General features: G+C 72.5%; 19 protein-coding genes. 12 read left to right on the top strand and 7 right to left on the bottom strand.

The window, feature by feature from the left end; all coding sequences use genetic code 11:
- Window positions 1-4: 4 nt before the first annotated feature.
- Window positions 5-559 carry a hypothetical protein gene (locus PV682_RS22770; RefSeq protein WP_319732678.1) on the top strand — a complete coding sequence of 185 codons (555 nt, stop codon included), beginning with the start codon at window positions 5-7 and terminating at the stop codon, window positions 557-559.
- Window positions 560-611: 52 nt separating this feature from the next.
- Here PV682_RS22770 and PV682_RS22765 read toward each other — a convergent pair whose 3' ends face one another.
- Window positions 612-1,613, bottom strand: a complete 1,002-nt coding sequence (locus PV682_RS22765; RefSeq protein ID WP_319732676.1) for an O-antigen ligase family protein — start codon at window positions 1,611-1,613, stop codon at window positions 612-614.
- Window positions 1,614-1,894: 281 nt separating this feature from the next.
- On the opposite strand from PV682_RS22765, the gene lnt reads away from it, so the two are divergent.
- Complete coding sequence (gene lnt / locus PV682_RS22760; RefSeq protein WP_319732674.1) at window positions 1,895-3,502, top strand: apolipoprotein N-acyltransferase; 1,608 nt, start codon at window positions 1,895-1,897, stop codon at window positions 3,500-3,502.
- Between the two features lie 186 nt (window positions 3,503-3,688).
- The gene (locus tag PV682_RS22755; RefSeq protein WP_319732672.1) at window positions 3,689-4,177 is read left to right on the top strand and encodes an NUDIX hydrolase; all 489 of its coding nucleotides are present in this window, start codon (window positions 3,689-3,691) and stop codon (window positions 4,175-4,177) included.
- Here PV682_RS22755 and PV682_RS44365 read toward each other — a convergent pair.
- The 3 genes from PV682_RS44365 to PV682_RS22745 all read right to left on the bottom strand — a co-directional run bounded on the left by PV682_RS44365 (window position 4,165) and on the right by PV682_RS22745 (window position 5,686).
- A complete protein-coding gene (locus tag PV682_RS44365; protein WP_407705720.1) occupies window positions 4,165-4,404 on the bottom strand; it encodes a hypothetical protein in 240 nt (79 codons plus the stop codon). The genes PV682_RS22755 and PV682_RS44365 overlap by 13 nt on opposite strands.
- Window positions 4,405-4,669: 265 nt before the next feature.
- On the bottom strand, window positions 4,670-4,975 hold the full coding sequence (locus PV682_RS44360) for an acyl-CoA dehydrogenase family protein (RefSeq protein WP_407705719.1): 306 nt from the start codon (window positions 4,973-4,975) through the stop codon (window positions 4,670-4,672).
- 306 nt (window positions 4,976-5,281) lie between these two features.
- The gene (locus tag PV682_RS22745) at window positions 5,282-5,686 is read right to left on the bottom strand and encodes a VOC family protein (protein WP_319732670.1); all 405 of its coding nucleotides are present in this window, start codon (window positions 5,684-5,686) and stop codon (window positions 5,282-5,284) included.
- Between the two features lie 300 nt (window positions 5,687-5,986).
- Here PV682_RS22745 and PV682_RS22740 point away from each other — a divergent pair, with 300 nt between their 5' ends.
- Genes PV682_RS22740 through PV682_RS22730 form a run of 3 tightly spaced genes read left to right on the top strand, consistent with a single transcriptional unit; the run spans window position 5,987 to window position 10,256 of the window.
- Window positions 5,987-7,963 carry a carbamoyltransferase family protein gene (locus PV682_RS22740; protein ID WP_319732668.1) on the top strand — a complete coding sequence of 659 codons (1,977 nt, stop codon included), beginning with the start codon at window positions 5,987-5,989 and terminating at the stop codon, window positions 7,961-7,963.
- A gap of 11 nt (window positions 7,964-7,974) precedes the next feature.
- Window positions 7,975-8,859, top strand: a complete 885-nt coding sequence (locus PV682_RS22735; RefSeq protein WP_319732666.1) for an SAM-dependent methyltransferase — start codon at window positions 7,975-7,977, stop codon at window positions 8,857-8,859.
- Entirely contained in the window at window positions 8,856-10,256 is a 1,401-nt protein-coding gene (locus PV682_RS22730) for a cytochrome P450 (protein ID WP_319732664.1), read from the top strand. The genes PV682_RS22735 and PV682_RS22730 overlap by 4 nt, the downstream gene beginning before the upstream one ends.
- A 35-nt stretch (window positions 10,257-10,291) precedes the next feature.
- Here PV682_RS22730 and PV682_RS22725 read toward each other — a convergent pair whose 3' ends face one another.
- Entirely contained in the window at window positions 10,292-11,467 is a 1,176-nt protein-coding gene (locus PV682_RS22725) for a cytochrome P450 (RefSeq protein ID WP_319732814.1), read from the bottom strand.
- A 169-nt stretch (window positions 11,468-11,636) separates the two neighbouring features.
- On the opposite strand from PV682_RS22725, the gene PV682_RS22720 reads away from it, so the two are divergent.
- Genes PV682_RS22720 through PV682_RS22705 form a run of 4 tightly spaced genes read left to right on the top strand, consistent with a single transcriptional unit; the run spans window position 11,637 to window position 15,221 of the window.
- Entirely contained in the window at window positions 11,637-12,461 is an 825-nt protein-coding gene (locus PV682_RS22720) for a class I SAM-dependent methyltransferase (protein ID WP_319732662.1), read from the top strand.
- The gene (locus PV682_RS22715) at window positions 12,458-13,633 is read left to right on the top strand and encodes a cytochrome P450 (protein WP_319732660.1); all 1,176 of its coding nucleotides are present in this window, start codon (window positions 12,458-12,460) and stop codon (window positions 13,631-13,633) included. Before PV682_RS22720 ends, PV682_RS22715 begins: the two co-directional genes overlap by 4 nt.
- A 5-nt stretch (window positions 13,634-13,638) precedes the next feature.
- Window positions 13,639-14,766 carry an aromatic ring-hydroxylating oxygenase subunit alpha gene (locus PV682_RS22710; protein ID WP_319732658.1) on the top strand — a complete coding sequence of 376 codons (1,128 nt, stop codon included), beginning with the start codon at window positions 13,639-13,641 and terminating at the stop codon, window positions 14,764-14,766.
- An 11-nt stretch (window positions 14,767-14,777) separates the two neighbouring features.
- Window positions 14,778-15,221 carry a VOC family protein gene (locus tag PV682_RS22705; protein ID WP_319732656.1) on the top strand — a complete coding sequence of 148 codons (444 nt, stop codon included), beginning with the start codon at window positions 14,778-14,780 and terminating at the stop codon, window positions 15,219-15,221.
- Here the strand turns inward: PV682_RS22705 and PV682_RS22700 are convergent.
- Window positions 15,181-16,530 carry an NDP-hexose 2,3-dehydratase family protein gene (locus tag PV682_RS22700; RefSeq protein ID WP_319732654.1) on the bottom strand — a complete coding sequence of 450 codons (1,350 nt, stop codon included), beginning with the start codon at window positions 16,528-16,530 and terminating at the stop codon, window positions 15,181-15,183. The genes PV682_RS22705 and PV682_RS22700 overlap by 41 nt on opposite strands.
- Complete coding sequence (locus PV682_RS22695) at window positions 16,518-17,447, bottom strand: NAD-dependent epimerase/dehydratase family protein (RefSeq protein WP_319732652.1); 930 nt, start codon at window positions 17,445-17,447, stop codon at window positions 16,518-16,520. Before PV682_RS22695 ends, PV682_RS22700 begins: the two co-directional genes overlap by 13 nt.
- A 198-nt stretch (window positions 17,448-17,645) precedes the next feature.
- Between PV682_RS22695 and PV682_RS22690 the strand changes: the two genes are divergently transcribed.
- Together PV682_RS22690 and PV682_RS22685 are read left to right on the top strand one after the other, a co-directional pair.
- A complete protein-coding gene (locus PV682_RS22690; protein WP_319732650.1) occupies window positions 17,646-18,905 on the top strand; it encodes a nucleotide disphospho-sugar-binding domain-containing protein in 1,260 nt (419 codons plus the stop codon).
- A complete protein-coding gene (locus PV682_RS22685; RefSeq protein ID WP_319732648.1) occupies window positions 18,902-19,993 on the top strand; it encodes a polysaccharide pyruvyl transferase family protein in 1,092 nt (363 codons plus the stop codon). Before PV682_RS22690 ends, PV682_RS22685 begins: the two co-directional genes overlap by 4 nt.
- Window positions 19,994-19,995: the final 2 nt, after the last annotated feature.

The following is a 19,995-nucleotide window of genomic DNA, read 5'->3' as shown; positions in this document are numbered from 1 at the left end:
AGGCATGAGGGACCATCCCCGCGACGAGCACCACGAGCAGACCCCGCACCCGGACGTGTGGACCGGACGGGCCACCAACCGGTTCCAGTGGCTGCCCGCGCTCGCGGGCGCCGCCTGCATGGCACTCGGCATCGAACTCGCGGTGGACTCCGCGTGGACCTCCGGGGTCGCGCCGCTCGCGATGTCCGTCGTCGGCTGCATCGCCGCCGGGCTCCTCGTCCTCTTCGGCACCCTCGCCTTCCTGCACGTCGCCCTCAAGGTCGACCGCGACAGCCTCGAAGTGCGCTGCGGGCACATGGGGCTGCCGCGCCGCCGCATCCCCCTCGCGCAGGTCGCCGACGCCGACTTCGACCCCCACGTCACGCCGCGCCACTGGGGCGGGTGGGGCTACCGGTGGCGGCCCGAGAAGGGGACCGCCGTCGTCGTACGCCGGGGCGAGGGCGTCGTGCTGCGGCTCTGGGACGGGCACACGTTCACGATCACCGTGGACGACGCGGAGGCGGCCGTACGGGTCATCAGGGACCGGCTGCGGTCGGCGACGCCGGGGGCGGCGCACTGAGGCGGTGAGCCGCGGCCCGCTCGTGAACAGGGGCCCCCGCGCGCACGAAGCCTCACTCCGCCACGTCCTCCTCGTACGCCCGCACCATCCCGTCCGGCTCCCGCGCCTCCTGCGGCAGGGGGCTCGCCGTCGCGATGCCCGCCAGGAGGCCCGCGCCCGCCGTGACGGTCGTGAAGCTCAGGACGTTGCCCACCAGGGCGAGGGCCGCGAGGGCGGTCAGGCAGGCGCCCGCCGTGAGGGCGACCGGGGTGGGGCGGGGCGAGCGCCACAGGGCGTGCAGGAGCCAGGCGAATGCGGCGGCCAGCAGCAGGACGCCCACGACGCCCTGTTCGGCGGCCAGTTGGAGGGGCGCCGAGTGCGGGCGGCCGTCGGACAGCGGCGACTGCGCGGCCGTGGCGCTCAGCTCGGCGAAGCTCCCCGGACCCGCGCCGAGCCCCGGGCGCGTCTCGGCGAGGTGGAGGGCCTCGCGCCACAGGGCGATCCGGCGGGGCGTGAGCTGGCCGTCGAGCACCTCGGCGAGCCCTCCGCGCGGGGCGCCCGCCGCGACCGCCCAGGTCAGCGCCGTCAGCGACGCCGTCGCCAGGGCCAGCCCCGCGACCCCCACGCCCCGGCCCGCGCGCCCGGCCGCCAGGGAGGCCAGCAGGACCCCGCAGCACGTCACCACCGCCGCGACCGACCCCAGCGCGGCCCCCGTGACCGCCGCGAGCGCCGCCAGAAGCCGCAGAGCGAGCCGTAGCGGCGCCGCAGGGCTCGCCCAGGCCGCGCAGCAGGCCAGGCCCGCCACGAGCGTCAGGACGGCCGCCTCGGCCCCCGCACGCCCCAGCGGAGCCGCGCTCTCCGGGCCCGGCGACAGCTCGGGCGCCGCGACCGTCAGCACGAGACCCGCGAGCGCGACGGCGCAGGGCGCGGCCACCGGCAGCAGCGCGCCCGACATCCGGCCCGCCGCGTACCCGGCGGCGACGGCCAGCACCGCCAGCAGCACGCCCTCGGCCCGCCCGCCGTTCGCGCCCGCCGACACCAGCGCCCACCCGGCACACGCCGCGAGCACCGCCATGCCGACCGCGTCGGAAACGTTTCGTCTCTCACCGTCCGCACCGTCACCGGTCACGGACGTCCCCGTCGGTCCCACCCAGCCCCCCGAGCGTCTCCGCCCCGGACGCGCGCCCCCCACCGGCCGTTCGTCGGAGCTGGCCACACCGTAACGGCTGACCGGCATTTTGTGGATGACCTGTGCGGACGCGGGAACGACGACGGCGGCGACCTGTGAGAATCCTGTGCCGTGAGGTCCGCCGGCCGAACTGTCGGCCAAAAGGTCACCCGCCGTACACTCCCCGGGTGACCGTCACCGCACCCCCCGCAGGGCCCTCAGGACAGCTGGAACCCGAGGCCGCGCCTCCCGCGCGCGGGCGCCGCTTCCTGCGGTTCGTCCCGGCAGCCGTCGCCGTGCTCTCCGGAGTGCTGCTCTACCTCAGCTTCCCGCCGCGCCCCCTGTGGTGGCTCGCGCTCCCCGCGTTCGCCGCGTTCGGCTGGGTCCTGCGCGGGCGGAGCTGGAAGTCCGCCCTCGGGCTCGGCTACCTCTTCGGCCTCGGCTTCCTCGTCCCCCTGCTGAAGTGGACCGGCGTCGAGGTCGGACCGCTGCCGTGGCTCGCGCTCGCGGCCATCGAGGCCCTCTTCGTCGCCCTGGTCGGCGTCGGCGTCGCCGCCGTGTCCCGGCTGCCCGGGTCGCCGGTGTGGGCGGCGGCCCTGTGGACCGCCGGGGAGGCCGCACGCGCGCGGGCGCCGTTCAGCGGGTTCCCGTGGGGGAAGATCGCCTTCGGCCAGGCCGACGGGGTGTTCCTGCCGCTCGCGGCCGTCGGCGGTACGCCGGTGCTCGGCTTCGCGGTCGTCCTGTGCGGGGTCGCCCTCGGTGACCTGGCGCGGATCGGGTGGGAGCGGCGGCGCACGGGCGAGGTGCGGTGGCTCACCGCCAACCTGGCCCTGGCCGGCGCGCTCGTGCCCGTCGTGGGCGCCGTCGCCGCCCGCCCCCTGGTCAGCGACAAGGCCGAGGACGGCACCGTCACGGTCGCCGCGGTCCAGGGCAACGTGCCCCGCCTCGGGCTGGAGTTCAACGCCCAGCGCCGCGCCGTACTGGACTACCACGCGCGCGAGACGGAGCGGCTGGCCGCCGAGGTGAAGGCCGGGAAGGTCCCCAAGCCGGACTTCGTGCTGTGGCCGGAGAACTCCTCCGACGTCAACCCCTTCACCGACGCCGACGCCGCAGCCGTCATCAGCCAGGCGGTGCGGGCCATGGGCGTACCCGTCTCCGTCGGCAGCGTCGTCCAGCGCGACGGGAAGTGGTTCAACGAGCAGATCCTGTGGGACCCCGAGAAGGGGCCCACGCAGACCTACGACAAGCGGCAGATCCAGCCGTTCGGCGAGTACATGCCGCTTCAGGGCCTGGTCAAGGCGATCAACCCCGAGTGGACCGCGATGGCTTCGAGCTTCACCCGGGGCACCGAGCCCGGCGTGTTCACCATCGGCGGCACCAAGGTCGGCATCGCCACCTGCTACGAGGCCGCGTTCGACTGGGACGTCCGCGACACCGTCACGCACGGCGCGCAGCTCATCTCCGTGCCCAGCAACAACGCCACCTTCGACCGCAGCGAGATGACCTACCAGCAGCTCGCGATGTCCCGCGTGCGCGCGGTGGAGCACAGCCGTACGGTTGTCGTTCCGGTCACCAGCGGCGTCAGCGCGATCATCATGCCGGACGGGCGGATCACCCAGAAGACCGGCATGTTCGTCGCCGACTCCCTCGTGCAGAAGGTGCCGCTGCGGTCCTCCGAGACGCTCGCCACCAGGATGGGGATCCTGCCCGAGATGCTGCTCGTCCTCGTCGCCGCCGGCGGACTCGGGTGGGCGATCGGCTCGGGGCTGCGCGCCCGGCGCGCGGGGAACGCGTAGGAGTACGCGGGCGCTTGCCGACGGGGAGCGCGCGCTGGGGCGCTCTGTGGTGGTGCGCGCCCGGCGCGCTCGGGATGTGTGCCGGGGGTGTGCGCTCCGCGCGCAGGTGACCTGCGGCCGTACATCCGGCGTACGGCTTCCGGCACCGGCCGGTCCACCAAGATCGGCCGGGTTAGGGTCGGGGGTATGGCAACTCCTGAGTTCATCCGCGCGATCCGGGCCTCCGCCGGACACCAGCTCCTGTGGCTTCCCGGGGTCACCGCCATCGTCTTCGACGACGACGGCCGGGTGCTCCTCGGACGCCGCTCGGACACCGGCGAGTGGTCGGTCATCGGCGGCATCCCCGACCCCGGCGAGCAGCCCGCCGTGTGCGCGGTGCGGGAGGTGTACGAGGAGACGGCGGTGCGCTGCGTCGCCGAACGCGTCGTCCTCGTCCAGGCGTTGGAGGAGCACACCTACCCCAACGGCGACAACGTCCAGTTCATGGACATCACGATCCGCTGCCGCGCGACCGGCGGCGAGGCCCGGGTGAACGACGACGAGTCGCTGGAGGTCGGCTGGTTCGGCGTCGACGAACTGCCGCCCAGCCTGCCCGACTTCGCGGTCACCCGTATCAAGCAGGCCCAGGCGGACGACGGCCCCACCTGGTTCGAGAACCCCGCTCAGACGCTGTAGCCGCCGGCCACGCCGAGCGCGCGCAGCGGGATGTCGCGCCGGGCCGCCGCGAGCGCCGCCTCGTCGAGGTCACCCGTGCTGATCGGACGGCCCGCGATGCCGTCGCCGAGTATGCCGGGGGCCACGCAGTTCCCCCGGACCACGTGGCTGTCGCGCTCGGCCGGTATCTGCACGACGGCCAGTTCGAACCTGGTGTTCCGGAAGGAGGCGACCGGGTTCCCGAACACCCGGCGTTCCTTGACGAAGTCGGCGGTGGTGTCGAGCGCGGCCCGCGCCTGCGCGACCTAGCCGACGGCGATCGTCGTCCGCTCCTGCGGCAGGTTGTGGCCCAAGTAGCCGAAGGCGGCGCTCTCTTCGCCGAGCCGGTTCGCGGCCGGCGCCCGGACGTCGTCGAAGGACAGCTCGACCGTGTCCTGTGTCTTGATGCCGAGTTTCTCCAGGACCCGGCCGCGCGTGCGAGGAGGCCACCGGTGCTGAACGTCTTCGCCCCGTTCAGGGCGTAGGTGTTGCCGTCGCGTCGAGCGGTCGTGCGGGTGCCCGCGAGCGCGTAGGCCAGGAAGCAGGGGAGTGCGACGTCGAGTTGGGCACGGGCCGTACCCAGGGTGACGAGCGCGCGGGCCGCCTCCTGGAGGACCACGTGGTAGCGGTGGTCCGGCCGCCGCCGCCCCCGTACTCCTCCGGGATCGCCGTCCCCGACAGGCCCAGCCTGCCCGGCTGTTCGAAGAACGACCGGGGGAGTTGCCCCGCCTTCTCCCCCCTCGCCGCCCGCCCTGGCCGAGTGAGCGGGACGTGGCTCATCGCCTCGACGCCGCCCGCCACGGCTGGAACAGGTCGTCCAGCGTGCGGAAGTAGTACAGGACCAGCGCCGGAGCCACCCGGCGCGCCCGGCGCTTCGACGACCTCGACCGTACGCGGCTGGAAGTCGCTGCCGCTCGTCGTCGAGGGGGCGTGACGGCGAAGGAGTGGTGGGCCGTCGCCGTCGAGTCCTGTCCGGTCGAGTCGGTCTCCATCGCGGGCGTGGAGACCGGCAAGTCCTTGTTCCCGCCGGGGAGTTGAGCTAGGGGCGGCGGGCCCGGCGTACGTGGTTCGCCGCCCCTCGGCCGGTCAGGTCCTGATGTGGAAGTACCAGCGGACCCCGAACTGGTCGAAGACTCCGTGGGCCTGGTCCTCCTGCGCGGTCTCGGTCATCTCGAAGTGGACCGTGCCCTCGCCGTGGGTCAGCGCGGTCGACAGCCGCTCGGCCTCCTCGGCGGAGTCGACGACGAGGAGGATCGAGTAACCCCCGTACTGGATCGGCTCCAGCATCACGTCGCCGCAGGTCAGGCGGCCCTCGCCGATCTTCAGCGTGGCCAGGAGCACTTTGTGCCCCAACTCGTCGGGCACGTCGTGGAATGCGGGCAGGTCGCTGTAGCGGTGCAGGACCTCGACCTCAGCGCCGAGGGCGGACTTGTAGAACTCGACGGCCTCCTCGCATCGCCCGAAGAAGTCCACGTGGGGCAGTACCTGCATGGTCACTTTCCTCTCCGCTGACGGGGTCGGGGCAGGGGAGGAGCGCCGACGGGTGTCCCCCCGGATGCACGTGCGCCGACACGGTCCAGGCTAGCCGCGGAGCAGACGCCACGGGGAAAAATGTCCGAAAAGCAGACCTCTCCTCCCTAACGTCACGAAAGCCACACGACAGCTCGTCCACCTCGCGGCCACCGCCCGGCGCGACGCGAAGCCCCACGCGTTCGGCCGAACGTGTACAGCTGTCCGAACCCTCCTTGTTCGAATTGCAGAGGCGTGTTCCACGCCACTACGTTGTCGAACATGCTGACGATCGGATTGAACGGAAACTTCTCCCCCGAGAACTCCGATATCGTGCCCGGTCTGCGCGAGTACATGTACCACGACGCCGCTGCCGCCCTCGTCGAGGACGGAGTGCTGATCGCGGCGGTCGAGGAGGAACGGCTCAACCGGATCAAACACACAACCAAATTCCCCGTCAACGCCGTTCGGGCCTGCCTGGAGATCGCCGGGGCGACCCCGGCCGATATCGACGGGGTCGGCTACTACTTCCCCGAGCAGTACCTCGACCTGATGCTCAACGGCCTCTACGCCGACCACCCCGCCGTCCCCCGCCGCTATGCGCGCCGGCTCATCAAGGACCGCCTCAAGGAGGCCCTGAACTGGGACCTTCCCGACGAGAAGCTGTTCCACGCCTCCCACCACCGCGCCCACGCGATGTCGGGCCTCGTCCGCTCCGGGATGTCGGAGGCCCTCGTCGTCGTCCTCGACGGCATGGGCGAGGATTCCTCGGGGACCGTATTCGGCGCCACCGGCGGCGAGTTGGAGATCCTCACCAAGTTCGCGATGCACAAATCGCTGGGACTCCTCTACCTGAACGCCACGAGACACCTCGGATTCAGGTTCGGCGACGAGTACAAGGTGATGGGACTCGCCCCGTACGGAGACCCCGCCGTATACCGGCCGGTGTTCGACTCGATGTACACGCTCGGACCGGACGGCGATTACGAATTCTCGCCGCACGCCCTCGCCTTCGAATACGTCAGCAACACGTTCTTCTCCTGCGGAATGCCGCCCCGGCGCTCGACCGAACCGCTGGAACAGCACCACAAGGATTTCGCCGCCGGGCTCCAGGAAATGCTGGAGCGGATCGTCCTGCACGTGCTGACGCACTGGCGCCGCACCACCCGGCACACCAAGCTCGTCCTCAGCGGCGGCGTCGCCCACAATTGCAGCCTCAACGGCGCCGTCCTGCGCTCGGGCCTGTTCACCGAGATGTTCGTGCACCCCGCCTCCCACGACGCGGGCACCGCCGAGGGCGCGGCGCTGCTCGCGCAGGAGACGCTGTCCGGGACGGTACGCCTCAAGGAGCGGATGCGCAGCGCGAGCCTCGGGCCGGGGCTCGGCGGCGCGGACGCCGTCGAGGAGACCGTCCGGGCGTGGAGCGGGCTCGTGGAGTACGAGCGGCCCGCCGACGTCGTCGAGACGACCGCCCGTCTGCTCGCCGAGGGCGCCGTCGTCGGATGGGCGTACGGGCGCTCGGAGTTCGGGCCCCGCGCGCTCGGCCACCGCAGCATCCTCGCCGACCCGCGCCCCGCCGGGAACCGCACCCGCATCAACGCCATGATCAAGAAACGGGAGAGCTTCCGCCCGTTCGCCCCGATGACCGTCCCCGAGGCCGCCGACACGTACTTCGACCTCACCGACACCACCGCGCACCACGACTTCATGTCGTACGTCGTGAGCGTGCGCCCCGAACACCGCGAGCACCTCGGCGCGGTCACCCACGTCGACGGCACGGCCCGCGTCCAGCTCGTCGACCCCGAGGCCAACCCGCGCGTCCACCGCCTGATCACCCGCTTCGGCGCGCTCACGGGCACGCCGGTGCTGCTCAACACGTCGATGAACAACAACGCCGAACCGATCGTGCAGAGCGTCGAGGACGTGCTGACGTGCCTGCTGACGACCGAACTCGACCACGCCGTCGTCGACGACCTCCTGGTCCGCAGACGCCCGGACTTCCTGGACGGCCTCGACGGCCTCGCCCTGACGTTCCGCCCCGTGACCCGGCTGGTCAGGACGGTCGCGCAGGGCGGCGTCACGCACGAGATCCTCCTCGACTACGCCACCGGCCCCCGGGCCGCCGTGTCTCCCGAACTGTTCGCGGTGCTGGAGCGGGCGGACGGCACCACGCCGGTCGGGCCGCTCACCCACGAGACGCGCCGCGAACTGCACGCCCTGTGGCAGCAACGCTTCTTCACCCTCACACCGGCTTCCTGAGAGGAACCCGCATGCGCAACGCCGAGTACCTGGAGCTGGTGAGGACCCCCGAGGACCGGGAGCACCACTACGCCCGTGTCGTCGACAGCTACTACGAACAGGTCACCGACGTCTGCCGGGACGTCTGGTCCGACTCCTTCCACCTCGCCTGGTTCACCGAGGGCCAGCAACTCCACGACGCCCAGCACACCATGCAGCGCTGGCTCGCCGACCAGGGACGTTTCGGCGCGGGCGACCGCATCCTCGACGTCGGCTGCGGCATCGGCGGCCCCGCCGCGACCGTCGCCGCGCACACCGGCGCCGAGGTGACCGGCGTCAACATCTGCGGCCACCAGGTACGCGTGGCCCGCTCGCTGCACGCCGGCACCGAGCGGCTCACGTTCGTCGAGGCCGACGCGATGAACCTGCCGTTCGCCGCAGGCGAGTTCGACGGCGTCCTCTCCATCGAGGCACTCTGCTACGCGCCGGACAAACGCCAGGTGTACGCCGGGATCGCGAAGGTCCTGCGGCCCGGCGGGGCCTTCGTCGGCGCGGACTGGTTCTGCGCCGACGGTCTCACCGAGGCCGAGCACGCCCGCTGGGTGGAGCCGATGTGCCAGGGCTTCGCGATCCCGCACGTCATCCCGTTCGGCGAGCTGAAGGGGTACCTGGAGGAGGCCGGCTTCGAGGTCGAGTCCGTGTCCCGGTACGACGATCACGGCGACATCGGGCCCAACTGGACGTCCGCGGCGCCGGGTTCGGACCCGGCGGGGGACGAGCGGCCGGACCTGACGGCGGACGGGTTCGAGAACCTGCTGGCACGGTCGCTGCCGGCCCTGCGGGACGGGTGCGTGGCGGGAAAGGTGATCATGGGGTGCTGGGTGGCGCGGAAACGTGCCGACGAGGGCGCCGCATGACCACCCCCGTACGAGTCGCCCCCGCCCCCGGCGCGCTCCCCGTCCTCGGGCACGCGCTCCCCCTCGGCAGACACCCCCTCGACTTCCTCGCGTCCCTGCCCGCGCACGGCGACCTCGTCCGGATCAAGCTAGGCCCGGTCCCCTTCCACGTGCTGTGCGACCCCGACCTGGTGCATCAAGTACTGGTCGACGACCGGACGTACGACAAGGGCGGCGCGATCTTCGACCTCGTACGGACCGTCGCCGGGAACGGTCTCGCGACCTGCCCGCACCGGGACCACCGGCGCCAACGCCGGTTGCTCCAGCCCGCGTTCCACCGCGAACGCCTCCCCGGCTACGCGAAGGTGATGTCCTCGGAGATCACCGCGATGCTCCAGGGCTGGACCGAGGGCCGTGAACTCGACGTCCTCGCCACGATGAACGAACTCACCGCGAACCTCGCCACCCGCACCCTGTTCGCCGCCGAGCTCGACGACGAGACGTTCCAGGAACTGCGGCAGTGCATGCACGACATGCTGACCGGCATGATGCGCCGGATGCTGCTGCCGTGGCCGGTCCTGAACCGGCTGCCGACACCCGGCAACCGCCGCTTCGTCAGGGCCCGTTCACGCCTGCGGCAGTACGTCGCGCAGCTCACCGACGACTACCGGCGCGCCGGCGTCGACCACGGCGACCTGCTGTCGATCCTGCTCGCGGTCCGCGACGACGACGGGAACGCCCTCACCGAGGACGAACTCCACGACCAGGTCTTCACGTTCTACCTCGGCGGCAGCGAGACCACCGCACCCCTGCTGTCCTGGGCGCTGTGCCTCCTTGGCCAACACCCGGACGTCCGGGAGGAGTTGCACGCCGAGGTCGACGCCGTCCTCGCCGGACGGGTCGCCGGGCACGACGACATCCCCCGCCTCGACGTGACGCGCAGGGTCGTCATGGAGACGCTGCGCCTGTACCCGCCGGGCTGGCTCTTCACCCGAGTCACCACCAAGGCGGCCGAGTTGGCGGGCCACCGGCTCCCGGCCGGCTCGATCGTCATCTACAGCCCGCACATCGTGCACCACCGCGCCGACCTCTTTCCCGAGCCCGAGCGCTTCGACCCCGACCGCTGGCGCGAGGGCGAAGGACGGCCGCCGCGCGGGGTGTTCACGCCCTTCGGCAGCGGCGCCCGCAAGTGCATCGGCGAGGTCTTCGCCCTCACCGAGGCGACCCTCGCCCTCGCGTCGATCACGGCCCGCTGGCAACTCGACCCGCTCCCGGGGGCACACACCCGGATGGCCCCCCGGCTCTCCTCCACACCGCGCTCGCTGCCGATGTCCCTGCGGGAGCGGCCGGGGCGGAGGGAAGAGCGGGGGCGCGCCGAACTGCCGGAGAACCGCGAGGAATGCGCGGACCCGAGGTGATCCGTACGGTGCACCCGGCCCTCACCCCCCTGCGCTCACCACTCCACCGGCATCCGCCGTACCCCCCTCAACGACATCCGCGACTTCCACTCCACGTCCCCCGCGAGCCGCAGCCCCGGCAACCCCGACAGCAGGGCCCGCAACGCCTCCTGGATCTCCAGCCGGGCCAGCGCCGAGCCGGGGCAGTAGTGGACGCCGTACCCGAACGCCACATGCCGGTTCCCCGTCCGGCCGAGGTCGAGGACACCGGGCTCGGCGAACCGCCGCGCGTCCCGGTTCGCCGCCCCGACGGAGACGACCACCGGCTCGCCCGCGCGGACCAGCGTGCCGCCGACCTGGACGTCCTCGGTGGCCCAGCGGGCGGCGAGCGCGCCGGTGCGCAGCGGGACGTACCGGAGCAACTCCTCGACGGCGGACGGGATCAGCGCCGGGTCCTCACGCAACCGCCGCAGCTGATCGGGGTGTTGGAAGAGCGTGTAGAGGAAATTCGGCACCGACGTGGCCGTCGTCTCGTGGCCCGCGATCAGCAGCCCCACGCACTGCTCGAACAACTCGGCCTCGGACAACCGGTCTTCGTGGTCCCGCGCCTCGATCAGCGCCGACATCAGATCGTCCCCGGGCCGCTCCCGGCGTTCGGCGACGAGGCCGGACACGTAGGCGTGGAAGTCCTGACGGCTGGCCTCGGCCTCCCGCGCGCCGACCGCGCTCGACACCGTGTTCTCGCTCCACGTACGGAACAGATGCTGGTCGGCCTCGGGCACGCCGAGCATCCGGCAGATCACGATGACCGGCAGCGGCAGCGCGAGGGACTCCACGAGGTCGGCGGGCGGACCGGCGGCGACCATGCCGGCGAGCAGACGCTCCGTCAACTCCCGTACCTCAGGCCGCATCCGCTCGATGCGCTGCACGGTGAACGCCTTCGACAGCAGCCGCCGCAGCCGGCTGTGGTCCGGCGGGTCCATCGCCATCATCCCCTGGTTGACCTGGAGTTCGGCCTCCCGGGGTTCGTCGTTGACGGCGCAGGCGGCGCGGCTGAAGCGGGAGTCGCCGAGGACGCCGCGGACGTCCGCGTACCGGGTGGCGAGCCACGCCGGAGTGCCGTACGGCAGCCGGACGCGCCGCAGCCCGTCGTCCGCGAGCGCCTCCTCGTACCGGCAGGACAGTTCCAGGCTGTGCCCTTCGTTGAAGGGGTAGTCGAGCGGCTCGGGCATCGGGACCTCTTTCGCGTGGGTGACGGGACGTTCCCCGCTCGCGCGCCGCCCGCCCTCCGCGACGTACCCGTACGGCGTCAGCATTTCCCTCGAACGGTGCCTCTCCCGGCGGGAAGCGTTTCGTGCGAGGACCCGCGGAGACAGAGTTCAAGCACCCGAGGAGGACCAGATGACGACAGACCCCACGACGACCCCCGCACCCGTGGCCGAGGACGTCGGCCGGATGTACGACCGCATGACGCTGCTCGCCGCCGACCTCATCGGAGGTGACGGCTTCAACGCCCACCTCGGCTACTGGGACACCCCCGACAGCGCGCTCACCTACGACGAGGCCACGGACCGGCTCACCGACGTCATGACCGACCGCCTGCGCATCGGCCCCGGCTCCCGGCTCCTGGACGTCGGCTGCGGGGTGGGCGCCCCGGCGGTACGGATCGCGCACCGGACCGGCGCGGAGGTCATCGGCATCTCGGTCAGCGGCGAACAGGTCGTCCGCGCCCAGCAGTTGGCCACCCGCTCCCCGGGGCAGGTCGCCTTCGAGCAGGCGGACGCCATGGAACTGCCGTACGGCGACGGGTCGTTCGACGCGGCCTTCGCCCTCGAATCCATGCCGCACATGCCCGACCGCTTGCACGTCCTACGGGAGTTGAGGCGCGTCCTGCGCCCCGGCGGACGGGTCGTCCTCACCGACTTCTTCCGCCGTCCCGCACCCTCCGACGGCGCCCGCGCCCTGCACGAGACGATGGGCTCGACCAGCGCGCGGCTCGACGACTATCCGGCCCTTCTGCGGGCGGCGGGACTGGAGTTCGTGGAGATGCTGGACATCACCGACGAGACCGTCCCCCGGTCGTTCACCGAACTCGCCGAACGCGCACGGGCGTTGGACATCCCGCCCGACGACACCGAAGCCCGCTGCTACTTCGACCCGCAGGCCGTGATCGACCCTGCCCTGCTCGGCTACCTCCTGGTCGTCGCCCGGCGCCCCCTCGCATGACCGCCGAGACCCGGCTCCCCTTCGAACAAGGGGACCCGCTGCGCATGGCGACCGGACTGCGCGAACTCCAGGAGCGCGGAACGGTCCACCGGGTCCGTACGGCGATGGGCGACCCGGCCTGGCTGGTCACCGGCCACGAACACGTCCGGAACCTGCTCGACGACGACCGGCTCGGCCGCACCCACCCCACCCCCGAGACCGCCGCGCGCACGGACGAGACCGTCTTCAACGGCCTGCTCGGCGACTTCGCCACCGAGGCCGCCGACCACGCCCGCATCCGCTCCCTGCTGCGCCCGCACTTCGCCCCCCGGATCATGCGGGACCTCACACCCCGCGTCGAGACCCTCACCACGCGGCTCCTGGACGACCTCGCCGAGCACGGCCCCCCGGCCGACCTGCACACCGCACTCGCCGTCCCGCTGCCGATCCTCGTCATCTGCGAACTCCTCGGCGTCCCCTACGAGGACCGCGACCGCTTCCGCGCCTGGACCGACGCCGCCGCCACCCTCGGCGACCCGGCGAGCTGCGAGCGGGGCATGCTCGAACTCTTCGGCTACGGCCGCGAGTTGGTCGCCCGCAAGCGCGCCGAACCCGGCGACGACGTGATCTCCCGGCTGGTCGCGGCCGAAGACGTCCCGGACGACGAGATCGCCGCGCTGTCGATGGCCCTGCTGTTCGCCGGGCACGAGACGACCGTCGTCCACATCGGCCTGGGCGTCCTGCTGTTGCTGACGAACCCCGAGCAGTGGCGGGCCCTGGTGGACGATCCCGCGCTGATCCCCGGCGCGGTCGAGGAACTGCTGCGCGCCTCGGCGAAGGGGACCGGCGGCGGCATTCCCCGGTACGCGCGCGAGGACCTGGACATCGACGGGACGACCGTCCGCGCCGGTGACCTCGTCCTGCTCGCCAACAGCGCCGCCAACCACGACCCGTGCGTCTTTCCCGACCCGCACCGGCTCGACATCACACGCCGGGCGGCGGGACACGTCACGTTCGGGCACGGCGGCCGGTACTGCCCGGGGGCGCCGCTGGCACGGATCGAACTCGGGGTGGTGCTGCGGGAGTTGGTGACCCGCTTCCCGACGCTGGAACTCGCCGTGGACCCGCGGGAACTGAGGATGCGTCAGCGTGCGCTCACCGGCGGGCTGGCCGAGCTGCCGGTGCGGTGGTGAGCGGCGTGGGGCTCCTGCTCGGCCGCCGGCATCTCAAGCTGTTCAGACACGGCGCGGGGGCGACCCCGGCATCGTTCGCGCGCAGGGCGGGTGCGACCCCGGCGTCGTCCGGGCACGGCGTCGGCGCCACCCCAGCCACCCCCGCCGCTCCCGGCGCGGAAGCCCCCCTTCCCCACCCCACCGGCTGGTTCTGCCTCGCCCTCAGCCACGAGATCCGCCCCGGCACCCTCCTGACCCGCCGCCTCGCGGACACGGACGTCGTCCTGGCCCGAGGCGCGAGCGGCGTCCTGCGCGCCCTGCACCCCCACTGCCCCCATCTCGGCGCACACCTGGGCGTCCTGGGCGAGGTCTCCGGCGACGAGATCACCTGCGGCTTCCACCGGTTCACGTTCAGCCTCGACGGCCCCTGCCTGCGCACCGCGTACGGACGCCCCGCACCCCGCGCCCCGCTCGGTACGCTGCACGTGCGCGAGAGCGGCGGCCTCGTCCTGGTGTGGCACGGCCAGGAACCCCCCTCCTGGGAACCCCCGGCGATCCCGACCGCCGGCTGGCAGCGCCCGCGCGCGGCGACGTACGAGGTCGCGAGCCACCCGCAGCAGATGACCGAGAACGTCATCGACTTCGGTCACCTGGAGCAGCTCCACGGCGCGACCCTCGCGAGAAAGCCCGACGCGGTGTTCGACGGGCCCAGCTGCACGGGCGGATTCCAGGTCGTCAGCACACTCCCGCGCATCGGACGGGTCGAGACGGAGTACACCTTCGCCGTCCACGGCCTCGGCCTGACCGTCATCGAATGCGCCCTGCCTGTCGGCGCCGCCCGCACCCGGTTCTTCGCCCTGCCCACCCCCATCGGCCCCTGGCGGACCCGGTTCCGGTTCGCGGCGACGGCGACGACCGGCTCGGACGGCCCGCTGGGCACCCTGGGCGCGCGCCTCCTGCGGGAGGTCTTCTACGCCGTCCACGCCGCCGGCAGCCTCCCGGACCTGCCGGTGTGGCAGTACCAGGCGTACCAGCCCCGACCACGCCTGGCGGCCGGGGACGGGCCGATCGGCAAATACCGCAAGTGGGCCGAGCAGTTCTACCCGGCCGAACAGTCCCGTCCGGCCGAGCAGCCTCGTCCCGAAGAGCCTTAGGAGCCGGCCCCATGCCGTTCACGACATGCATCAGCGTCCGGGACACCGCCGCCAGCATCGCCTTCTACGAATCCCTCGGCTTCCAGACCGACTCCACCATCGCCCGCCCCGGCGACGACGTCCATCTCCTCCTGCACCGAGGCGAGTTCTGCGGACTGCTGTACAGCAACGCCGACCTCAAGGAGTGGCTCCCCCCGCTCGCCGACACCCCCATCGGCCTCGCCGGAATGCTCTACCTGACCGTCGACGACTTCGACGCCTTCCACGACCGCGTCGCCCGCAAGGCCGAGATCCTCAAAGGGCCGTTGACGGACGACGTGGGCCAACGCGTCTTCTACTTCCGGGACATCGACGGGTACGTCATCGGCATCCACGACAACGCGGCTTTCCGGGCGAGCGAGTTGGCCGAGACCCTCACAGCAGGCAGGCCATCAGGCTCCGCGTCTCCACATTGACGTAGTACCCCATCCGCATCAGCCGGTTGAGCAACCCCAGTGTCATCCACCGGTAGTTGGGCGGCGCCTCGACCGTCAGATCGTCGGGGACCCGGACGACGAGGTGCCGTGTGTCGGCGTTCTGGAAGCGCCCTCCGTCCTCGGACTGGATGCTGTCGAGGACCGTCCACGACGGATCGCGGTCCAACAGGTCGGCCAGCGGCGGCAGATCCTCCAGCCCCCGGTACGTGCCCGGCGTCAGCTGGACCGTCGGGGCCAGCTCCAGCCGGTCCGTGGCACCCGGCTGGGCCATCGCCTGGACGAGGAACTGGAGGGTGCCGTCGCGGAGTTGGCAGACGAACGCGGCGACGTTGCCGGGGTTGGGCCGCAGCATCGGCTGCGTCCACGAGGTCACCTCGCGGCTGGTCGCCCCGACGGACAGGCCGACGATCTGGAAGTACCGCCCCTCCTCGTGCCGGACGCTGTGCCCGTCGCAGATCCAGCCCGGCAGGTCCCGCAGGCCGACGCGCCGCACGTCCAGGTCGAACCGCGCCTTCTGGTCGATGAGCCAGGTCATCGCCGCCGCGACGTCGGCGTCCGAGGTCTGCCGCTGATGGGACCGGACGACGTCCGTGTCCGGCGTCCCGGCGTAGGTGATCGCGGAGAGCACGGTGCGCGCGTTCATGTTCACCCGGTCGCCCAGCGCGAGCATCCGCCGCAGCTGCCCGAGCGTCAGCCACGTGAACTCCTCGCCGACCGGGACCTCTTCGTGCTCCGGGATCTCCACGATCATGTTGCGGTTCCGCTTGTACAGGTACCAGGAGGAGTGCTCGGACAGGAGCTGGTCGAAGACGACGGCACGCGAACCGGGGCGCAGGAAGTAGTCCAGGTACGGCGTGGCCTTCCCGCCGTGCACGCGCTCGTAGTTGCTGGGCGTCGCCTGCACGGTCGCGGAGTACTGGACCAGCGCCGTGTTGCCGGGCTCCATCTTGGCCTGCATCAGGAAGTGGTGGACGCCGTCGATGCGCTTGACCAGGATGCCGAGGATCCCGATGTCGGGCTGCACGATGATCGGCTGGCACCACTGGGGCGTCGTCCCGAAGGTCGTGCGCACCGACAGCCCCTCGACGGTGAAGAACCGGCCCGAGACATGGCCCAGTCGATGGCCGAGGCGCCAGTCCGTGAGGGAGTCCAGCGGGACCTGCTCCACCCGGAACGCGGACGCGGCGGCGCGCTCGCGCAGGAAGGCTTCCGGGTCCGGCGTCAGCGGGCTCTCGGCCGTCCGCGCCGAGGACCGGAAGCCGTGGGCGCCGCTGATCAGAACCGACATGTCAACTCCCGTGCCATGAGGGCGAATCCGGCGGCCGGGGACAAGGGCCGGAAGTCCACGAGGGAGCGCAGCAGCGACGCGTCCACGATCAGATCGCCGGCGTCGGTCCCCGCGCTCGGCCCCGCCTCGACCGGGATGTGCCGCTCCGTCGCGGCGGACACCAGGCCGACCACCTCGGCGACCGAACACCCCACGCCGGAGCCGATGTTGACGGTCCCCGGCAACTCCCCGCGCAGGGCGAGCAGTTCGAGGACGGCCTGGACGAGGTCGTCCAGGTGCAGGAAGTCCCGGCGCTGTTCACCGGTCCCGTGCAGCGTGAACGCCTTCCCGGTCAGCGCGCAGCGGAACGCCGCCGACACCACGCCCTGACCCCGCGCCTCAGGCAGCAGACGCCCGTACACGTTGGAACAGCGCAGCGCGGTCGTCGGCAGGCCGTGCACCCGGCGGTAGAAGTCCAGGTACTCCTCCGCCGCCAGGCGCGACATGCCGTACGGGGAGACGGGCAGGGCGGGGTGGGACTCGGTGCGCGGGCCGGGGCCGGGCGCGTAGACGCCGCCCGCCGAGGAGAGGAACACGACGCGGGTGGCGGGGCTCAGGGTGCGGACCGTCTCGCAGACGTTGACGACCAGCGACAGGGTCTCCACGACGTCGGCCTCCGGCTCGTCCGCCGACGGGACCGGGAAACGGCCCCCGGCGGCGATCACCACCGCGTCGGCGCCCCGGGCGAGGACGGCCGGCAACTCCTTCGCCCCCTCGCCCCGCACGAACCGCAGCGGATCCCGCCCGCGCAGCGCGTACGGATCGGAACGCCCGATCACGGTCGCGTCCCACCCCCGGTCCACGGCCCCGAAGGCGAGCGCGCTTCCCAGGAATCCGGCGCCTACGACGGCGACCCGCGTGAGTGAAGTCATGGTCATCCGGTCCTCTCCTGTGACACAGGCTCTGACCCATCCGTTGTCCGTTCGGCGCGGCGGGACCCCGCGGGAGCGCACGGGTTAACCCGGGTGCCGTAGCCGGGAACCCGATGTGAACTCGATCGGCCGATACGGATGTACGACCGGCCCCGGCCCGGGAAAGGCTGGCCACACCCCCTCACGCGTCCCCTGGAGCCCCGCATGCGCGTAGTCCTGGCGGTCCTGCCCGTGAAAGCGCACCTCAACGCGGTGATCCCGCTCGCCTGGGCCCTGCGCGCCGCCGGGCACGAGGTCGTGGTCACCGGCGACTGGGGCCCGGAGCGCGAGGCGGCCCGGCACATCGAGGGGGCGGGCCTCACCGCCGTACCGCTCGGCGGCGAGGGCGACATCTCGCCCGTACGGCCCGGCGCCCACAACGAGTCCGGCTTCCTGGCCCTGGACCCCGACTCCGACGACCCCCGCGAGTGGGGCCGCTTCCACGAGGCGCTGCGGTTCCTGTGCACCGAGGTGTACGCGCCGGACGTCCCCCTCGGCGAACGGCACGGCCTGCTGCGGAAACTCGTCGCGTTCACCGGCGCCTGGCGGCCCGACCTCGTCCTGTGGGACATGCTCATGTTCCCCGCGCCGGTCGCCGCCCGGCTCTGCGGCGCCGCCCACGGCAGGCTGGTCTGGGGCACGGACACCGTCGCCCTGCTGCGCGACCGGCTCCTCGCGGCCGGCCCGGGGCCGGACCCCGGCGCCGACTGGCTCGGACGGCTGCTCGCGCCGTACGGACTGGAGTTCACCGCCGCGACCCTCCTCGGGGACTGGTCCGTGGACCTCAGCCGCCCCCACCCGTACCCCGCGCACGGCACGACCGTCCCCGTCCGCCGCATCCCCTACGGCGGACCCGCCGAGCTCACCCCCTGGCTCCACGAACCCCCGGCCCGCCCCCGGGTCGTCCTCACCCTCGGCACGACCCGGCAGGAGATCCGCCTGCCCGAGACGGCCTTCCCGCTCGGCGACGTCCTGCGCGCCTGTTCAGATCTCGACATCGACCTCCTCGTCACCCTGACGCCCGACCAGCTCTCCGGTCTCGCCCCGTACCCCGCCAACGTCCGGCCCGTCGGATACGTTCCCTTCGACCACCTTCTCCCGTCCTGTTCCGCGATCGTCCACCAGGGCGGGCGTGGCACCTTCGCCACGGCCGCCGCCTGCCGGGTTCCGCAGATCGTCGTACCGCAGCCACTGTGGGACGAGGCGGCCACCGCCCGCCAGGTCGCCGCGTACGGCGCCGGACTCGCCCTCGACCTGGCCAGGCTCGACGGGGAGGCCCTGTGCAAGGCGCTCGTGCGCGTCCTCGAAGAACCCGGCTTCCGGGAGGGCGCCGAGCTGCTGTACGACGATCTGGCCGCCGACCCGCCGCCGACGGCCTGCGTGCCCCGCCTGGAGGAGCTGACCGCGATGCACCGCGCCTCATGACCGGCGCCCACTACCTCGTCTGCCCGGCGGGCATCCCCAACTACGGCGACGAGGTCATCGCCGCGACCTGGCTGCGCCACCTCGCCGAGACCGCCCCCGGCACGGACGTCGTCGTCGACTGCCTCTACCCCGGGACCGCCGCCGCCCACCTCGCCGGCCTCCACCCCCGCGCCCGCTTCACGAACACGCTGTGGAACCTCTGCCTGAGCCTGTGGCCCGAGACCGATCCGGCGGCCGTCTGCGCGTGGATGACGGACGCCGTACGCGCCCCCGGCCTCGGCGATCTGTACGGGGCCCGGGTGATCCACCTCGCGGGCGGCGGCTATCTCAACGCGATCTGGCCGTACTTCGCCGGGCTCCCGGCGGGCATCGTGACCGTCGCGCGGGCGAGCGGGGCACGGACGGCGGCGACCGGGCAGGGGCTGTGGCCGCCGGCTGACGAGACCGGGCTGACCCGGTCGTTCCTCGACCGCTTCGACGTCGTCGACGTACGGGACGCGGCCTCCGCCGAGTTCGCGGGGCTGTCCCCTCAAGGGGAGTACTGCGACGACGTGTTCCTCGGCCTCGGGCCTCAACTCCTGCGCACACAAGGGGAGGTGCCGGAGGTCATGGTGAGCGTCCAGTCCCTGCTGGCCGACAACTCGCCCGAGGACACGGCCCGTTACGTCGCCGAGGTGCTGCGGGCGTGGGGTGCCACGGACGTCGGGCTGCTGGAGTGCTCGCCGCGGCAGGACCGGGACGTGCTGGACGCCGTCGAGAAGGAGGTGCCCGGCGTGCGCCGGTACGGACTGGACGACGTCCTCACGAACGGGCTGCCCGCACGGGCCGGTCAGCGCTGGCTCGGGACGCGGTTCCATCCGCATCTGGTGGCGGCTGCCGCAGGGGCGTACGGGGTGGGGCTGGTCGTGGGGGACGGGTACTACGGGACCAAGCATCAATCCCTGCTCGACGCCGGGTCCGGGTGGGGTCTTGTGCGCGCGCCCGAGGTCCCCCCGCCGCCCAACTCCGGTGGTTTCAGCGGAGATCGGCTGGCGGAACTGCGTGCCGCCAAGCTGGCCGTCGCCGAGCGCGTGTACGGACGGGGCTGACG

It is taken from the genome of Streptomyces niveiscabiei (assembly GCF_033794345.1).
GTDB lineage: Bacteria > Actinomycetota > Actinomycetes > Streptomycetales > Streptomycetaceae > Streptomyces > Streptomyces niveiscabiei.
The sequence above is the reverse complement of the archived record's forward strand: the minus strand, read 5'-3'. Positions and strand labels throughout refer to the sequence as shown.

Coding starts and splice junctions, on each gene's coding strand:
- PV682_RS22685 (WP_319732648.1), top strand. CDS start 18,902: ATGACCGGCGCCCACTACCTCGTCTGCCCGGCGGGCATCCCCAACTAC.
- PV682_RS22720 (WP_319732662.1), top strand. CDS start 11,637: ATGACGACAGACCCCACGACGACCCCCGCACCCGTGGCCGAGGACGTC.
- PV682_RS22730 (WP_319732664.1), top strand. CDS start 8,856: ATGACCACCCCCGTACGAGTCGCCCCCGCCCCCGGCGCGCTCCCCGTC.
- PV682_RS22740 (WP_319732668.1), top strand. CDS start 5,987: ATGCTGACGATCGGATTGAACGGAAACTTCTCCCCCGAGAACTCCGAT.
- PV682_RS22705 (WP_319732656.1), top strand. CDS start 14,778: ATGCCGTTCACGACATGCATCAGCGTCCGGGACACCGCCGCCAGCATC.
- PV682_RS22725 (WP_319732814.1), bottom strand. CDS start 11,467: ATGCCCGAGCCGCTCGACTACCCCTTCAACGAAGGGCACAGCCTGGAA.
- PV682_RS22770 (WP_319732678.1), top strand. CDS start 5: ATGAGGGACCATCCCCGCGACGAGCACCACGAGCAGACCCCGCACCCG.
- PV682_RS22715 (WP_319732660.1), top strand. CDS start 12,458: ATGACCGCCGAGACCCGGCTCCCCTTCGAACAAGGGGACCCGCTGCGC.
- PV682_RS22735 (WP_319732666.1), top strand. CDS start 7,975: ATGCGCAACGCCGAGTACCTGGAGCTGGTGAGGACCCCCGAGGACCGG.
- PV682_RS22745 (WP_319732670.1), bottom strand. CDS start 5,686: ATGCAGGTACTGCCCCACGTGGACTTCTTCGGGCGATGCGAGGAGGCC.
- PV682_RS22755 (WP_319732672.1), top strand. CDS start 3,689: ATGGCAACTCCTGAGTTCATCCGCGCGATCCGGGCCTCCGCCGGACAC.
- PV682_RS22695 (WP_319732652.1), bottom strand. CDS start 17,447: ATGACCATGACTTCACTCACGCGGGTCGCCGTCGTAGGCGCCGGATTC.
- PV682_RS22765 (WP_319732676.1), bottom strand. CDS start 1,613: ATGGCGGTGCTCGCGGCGTGTGCCGGGTGGGCGCTGGTGTCGGCGGGC.
- PV682_RS22690 (WP_319732650.1), top strand. CDS start 17,646: ATGCGCGTAGTCCTGGCGGTCCTGCCCGTGAAAGCGCACCTCAACGCG.
- PV682_RS22700 (WP_319732654.1), bottom strand. CDS start 16,530: ATGTCGGTTCTGATCAGCGGCGCCCACGGCTTCCGGTCCTCGGCGCGG.
- PV682_RS44360 (WP_407705719.1), bottom strand. CDS start 4,975: ATGAGCCACGTCCCGCTCACTCGGCCAGGGCGGGCGGCGAGGGGGGAG.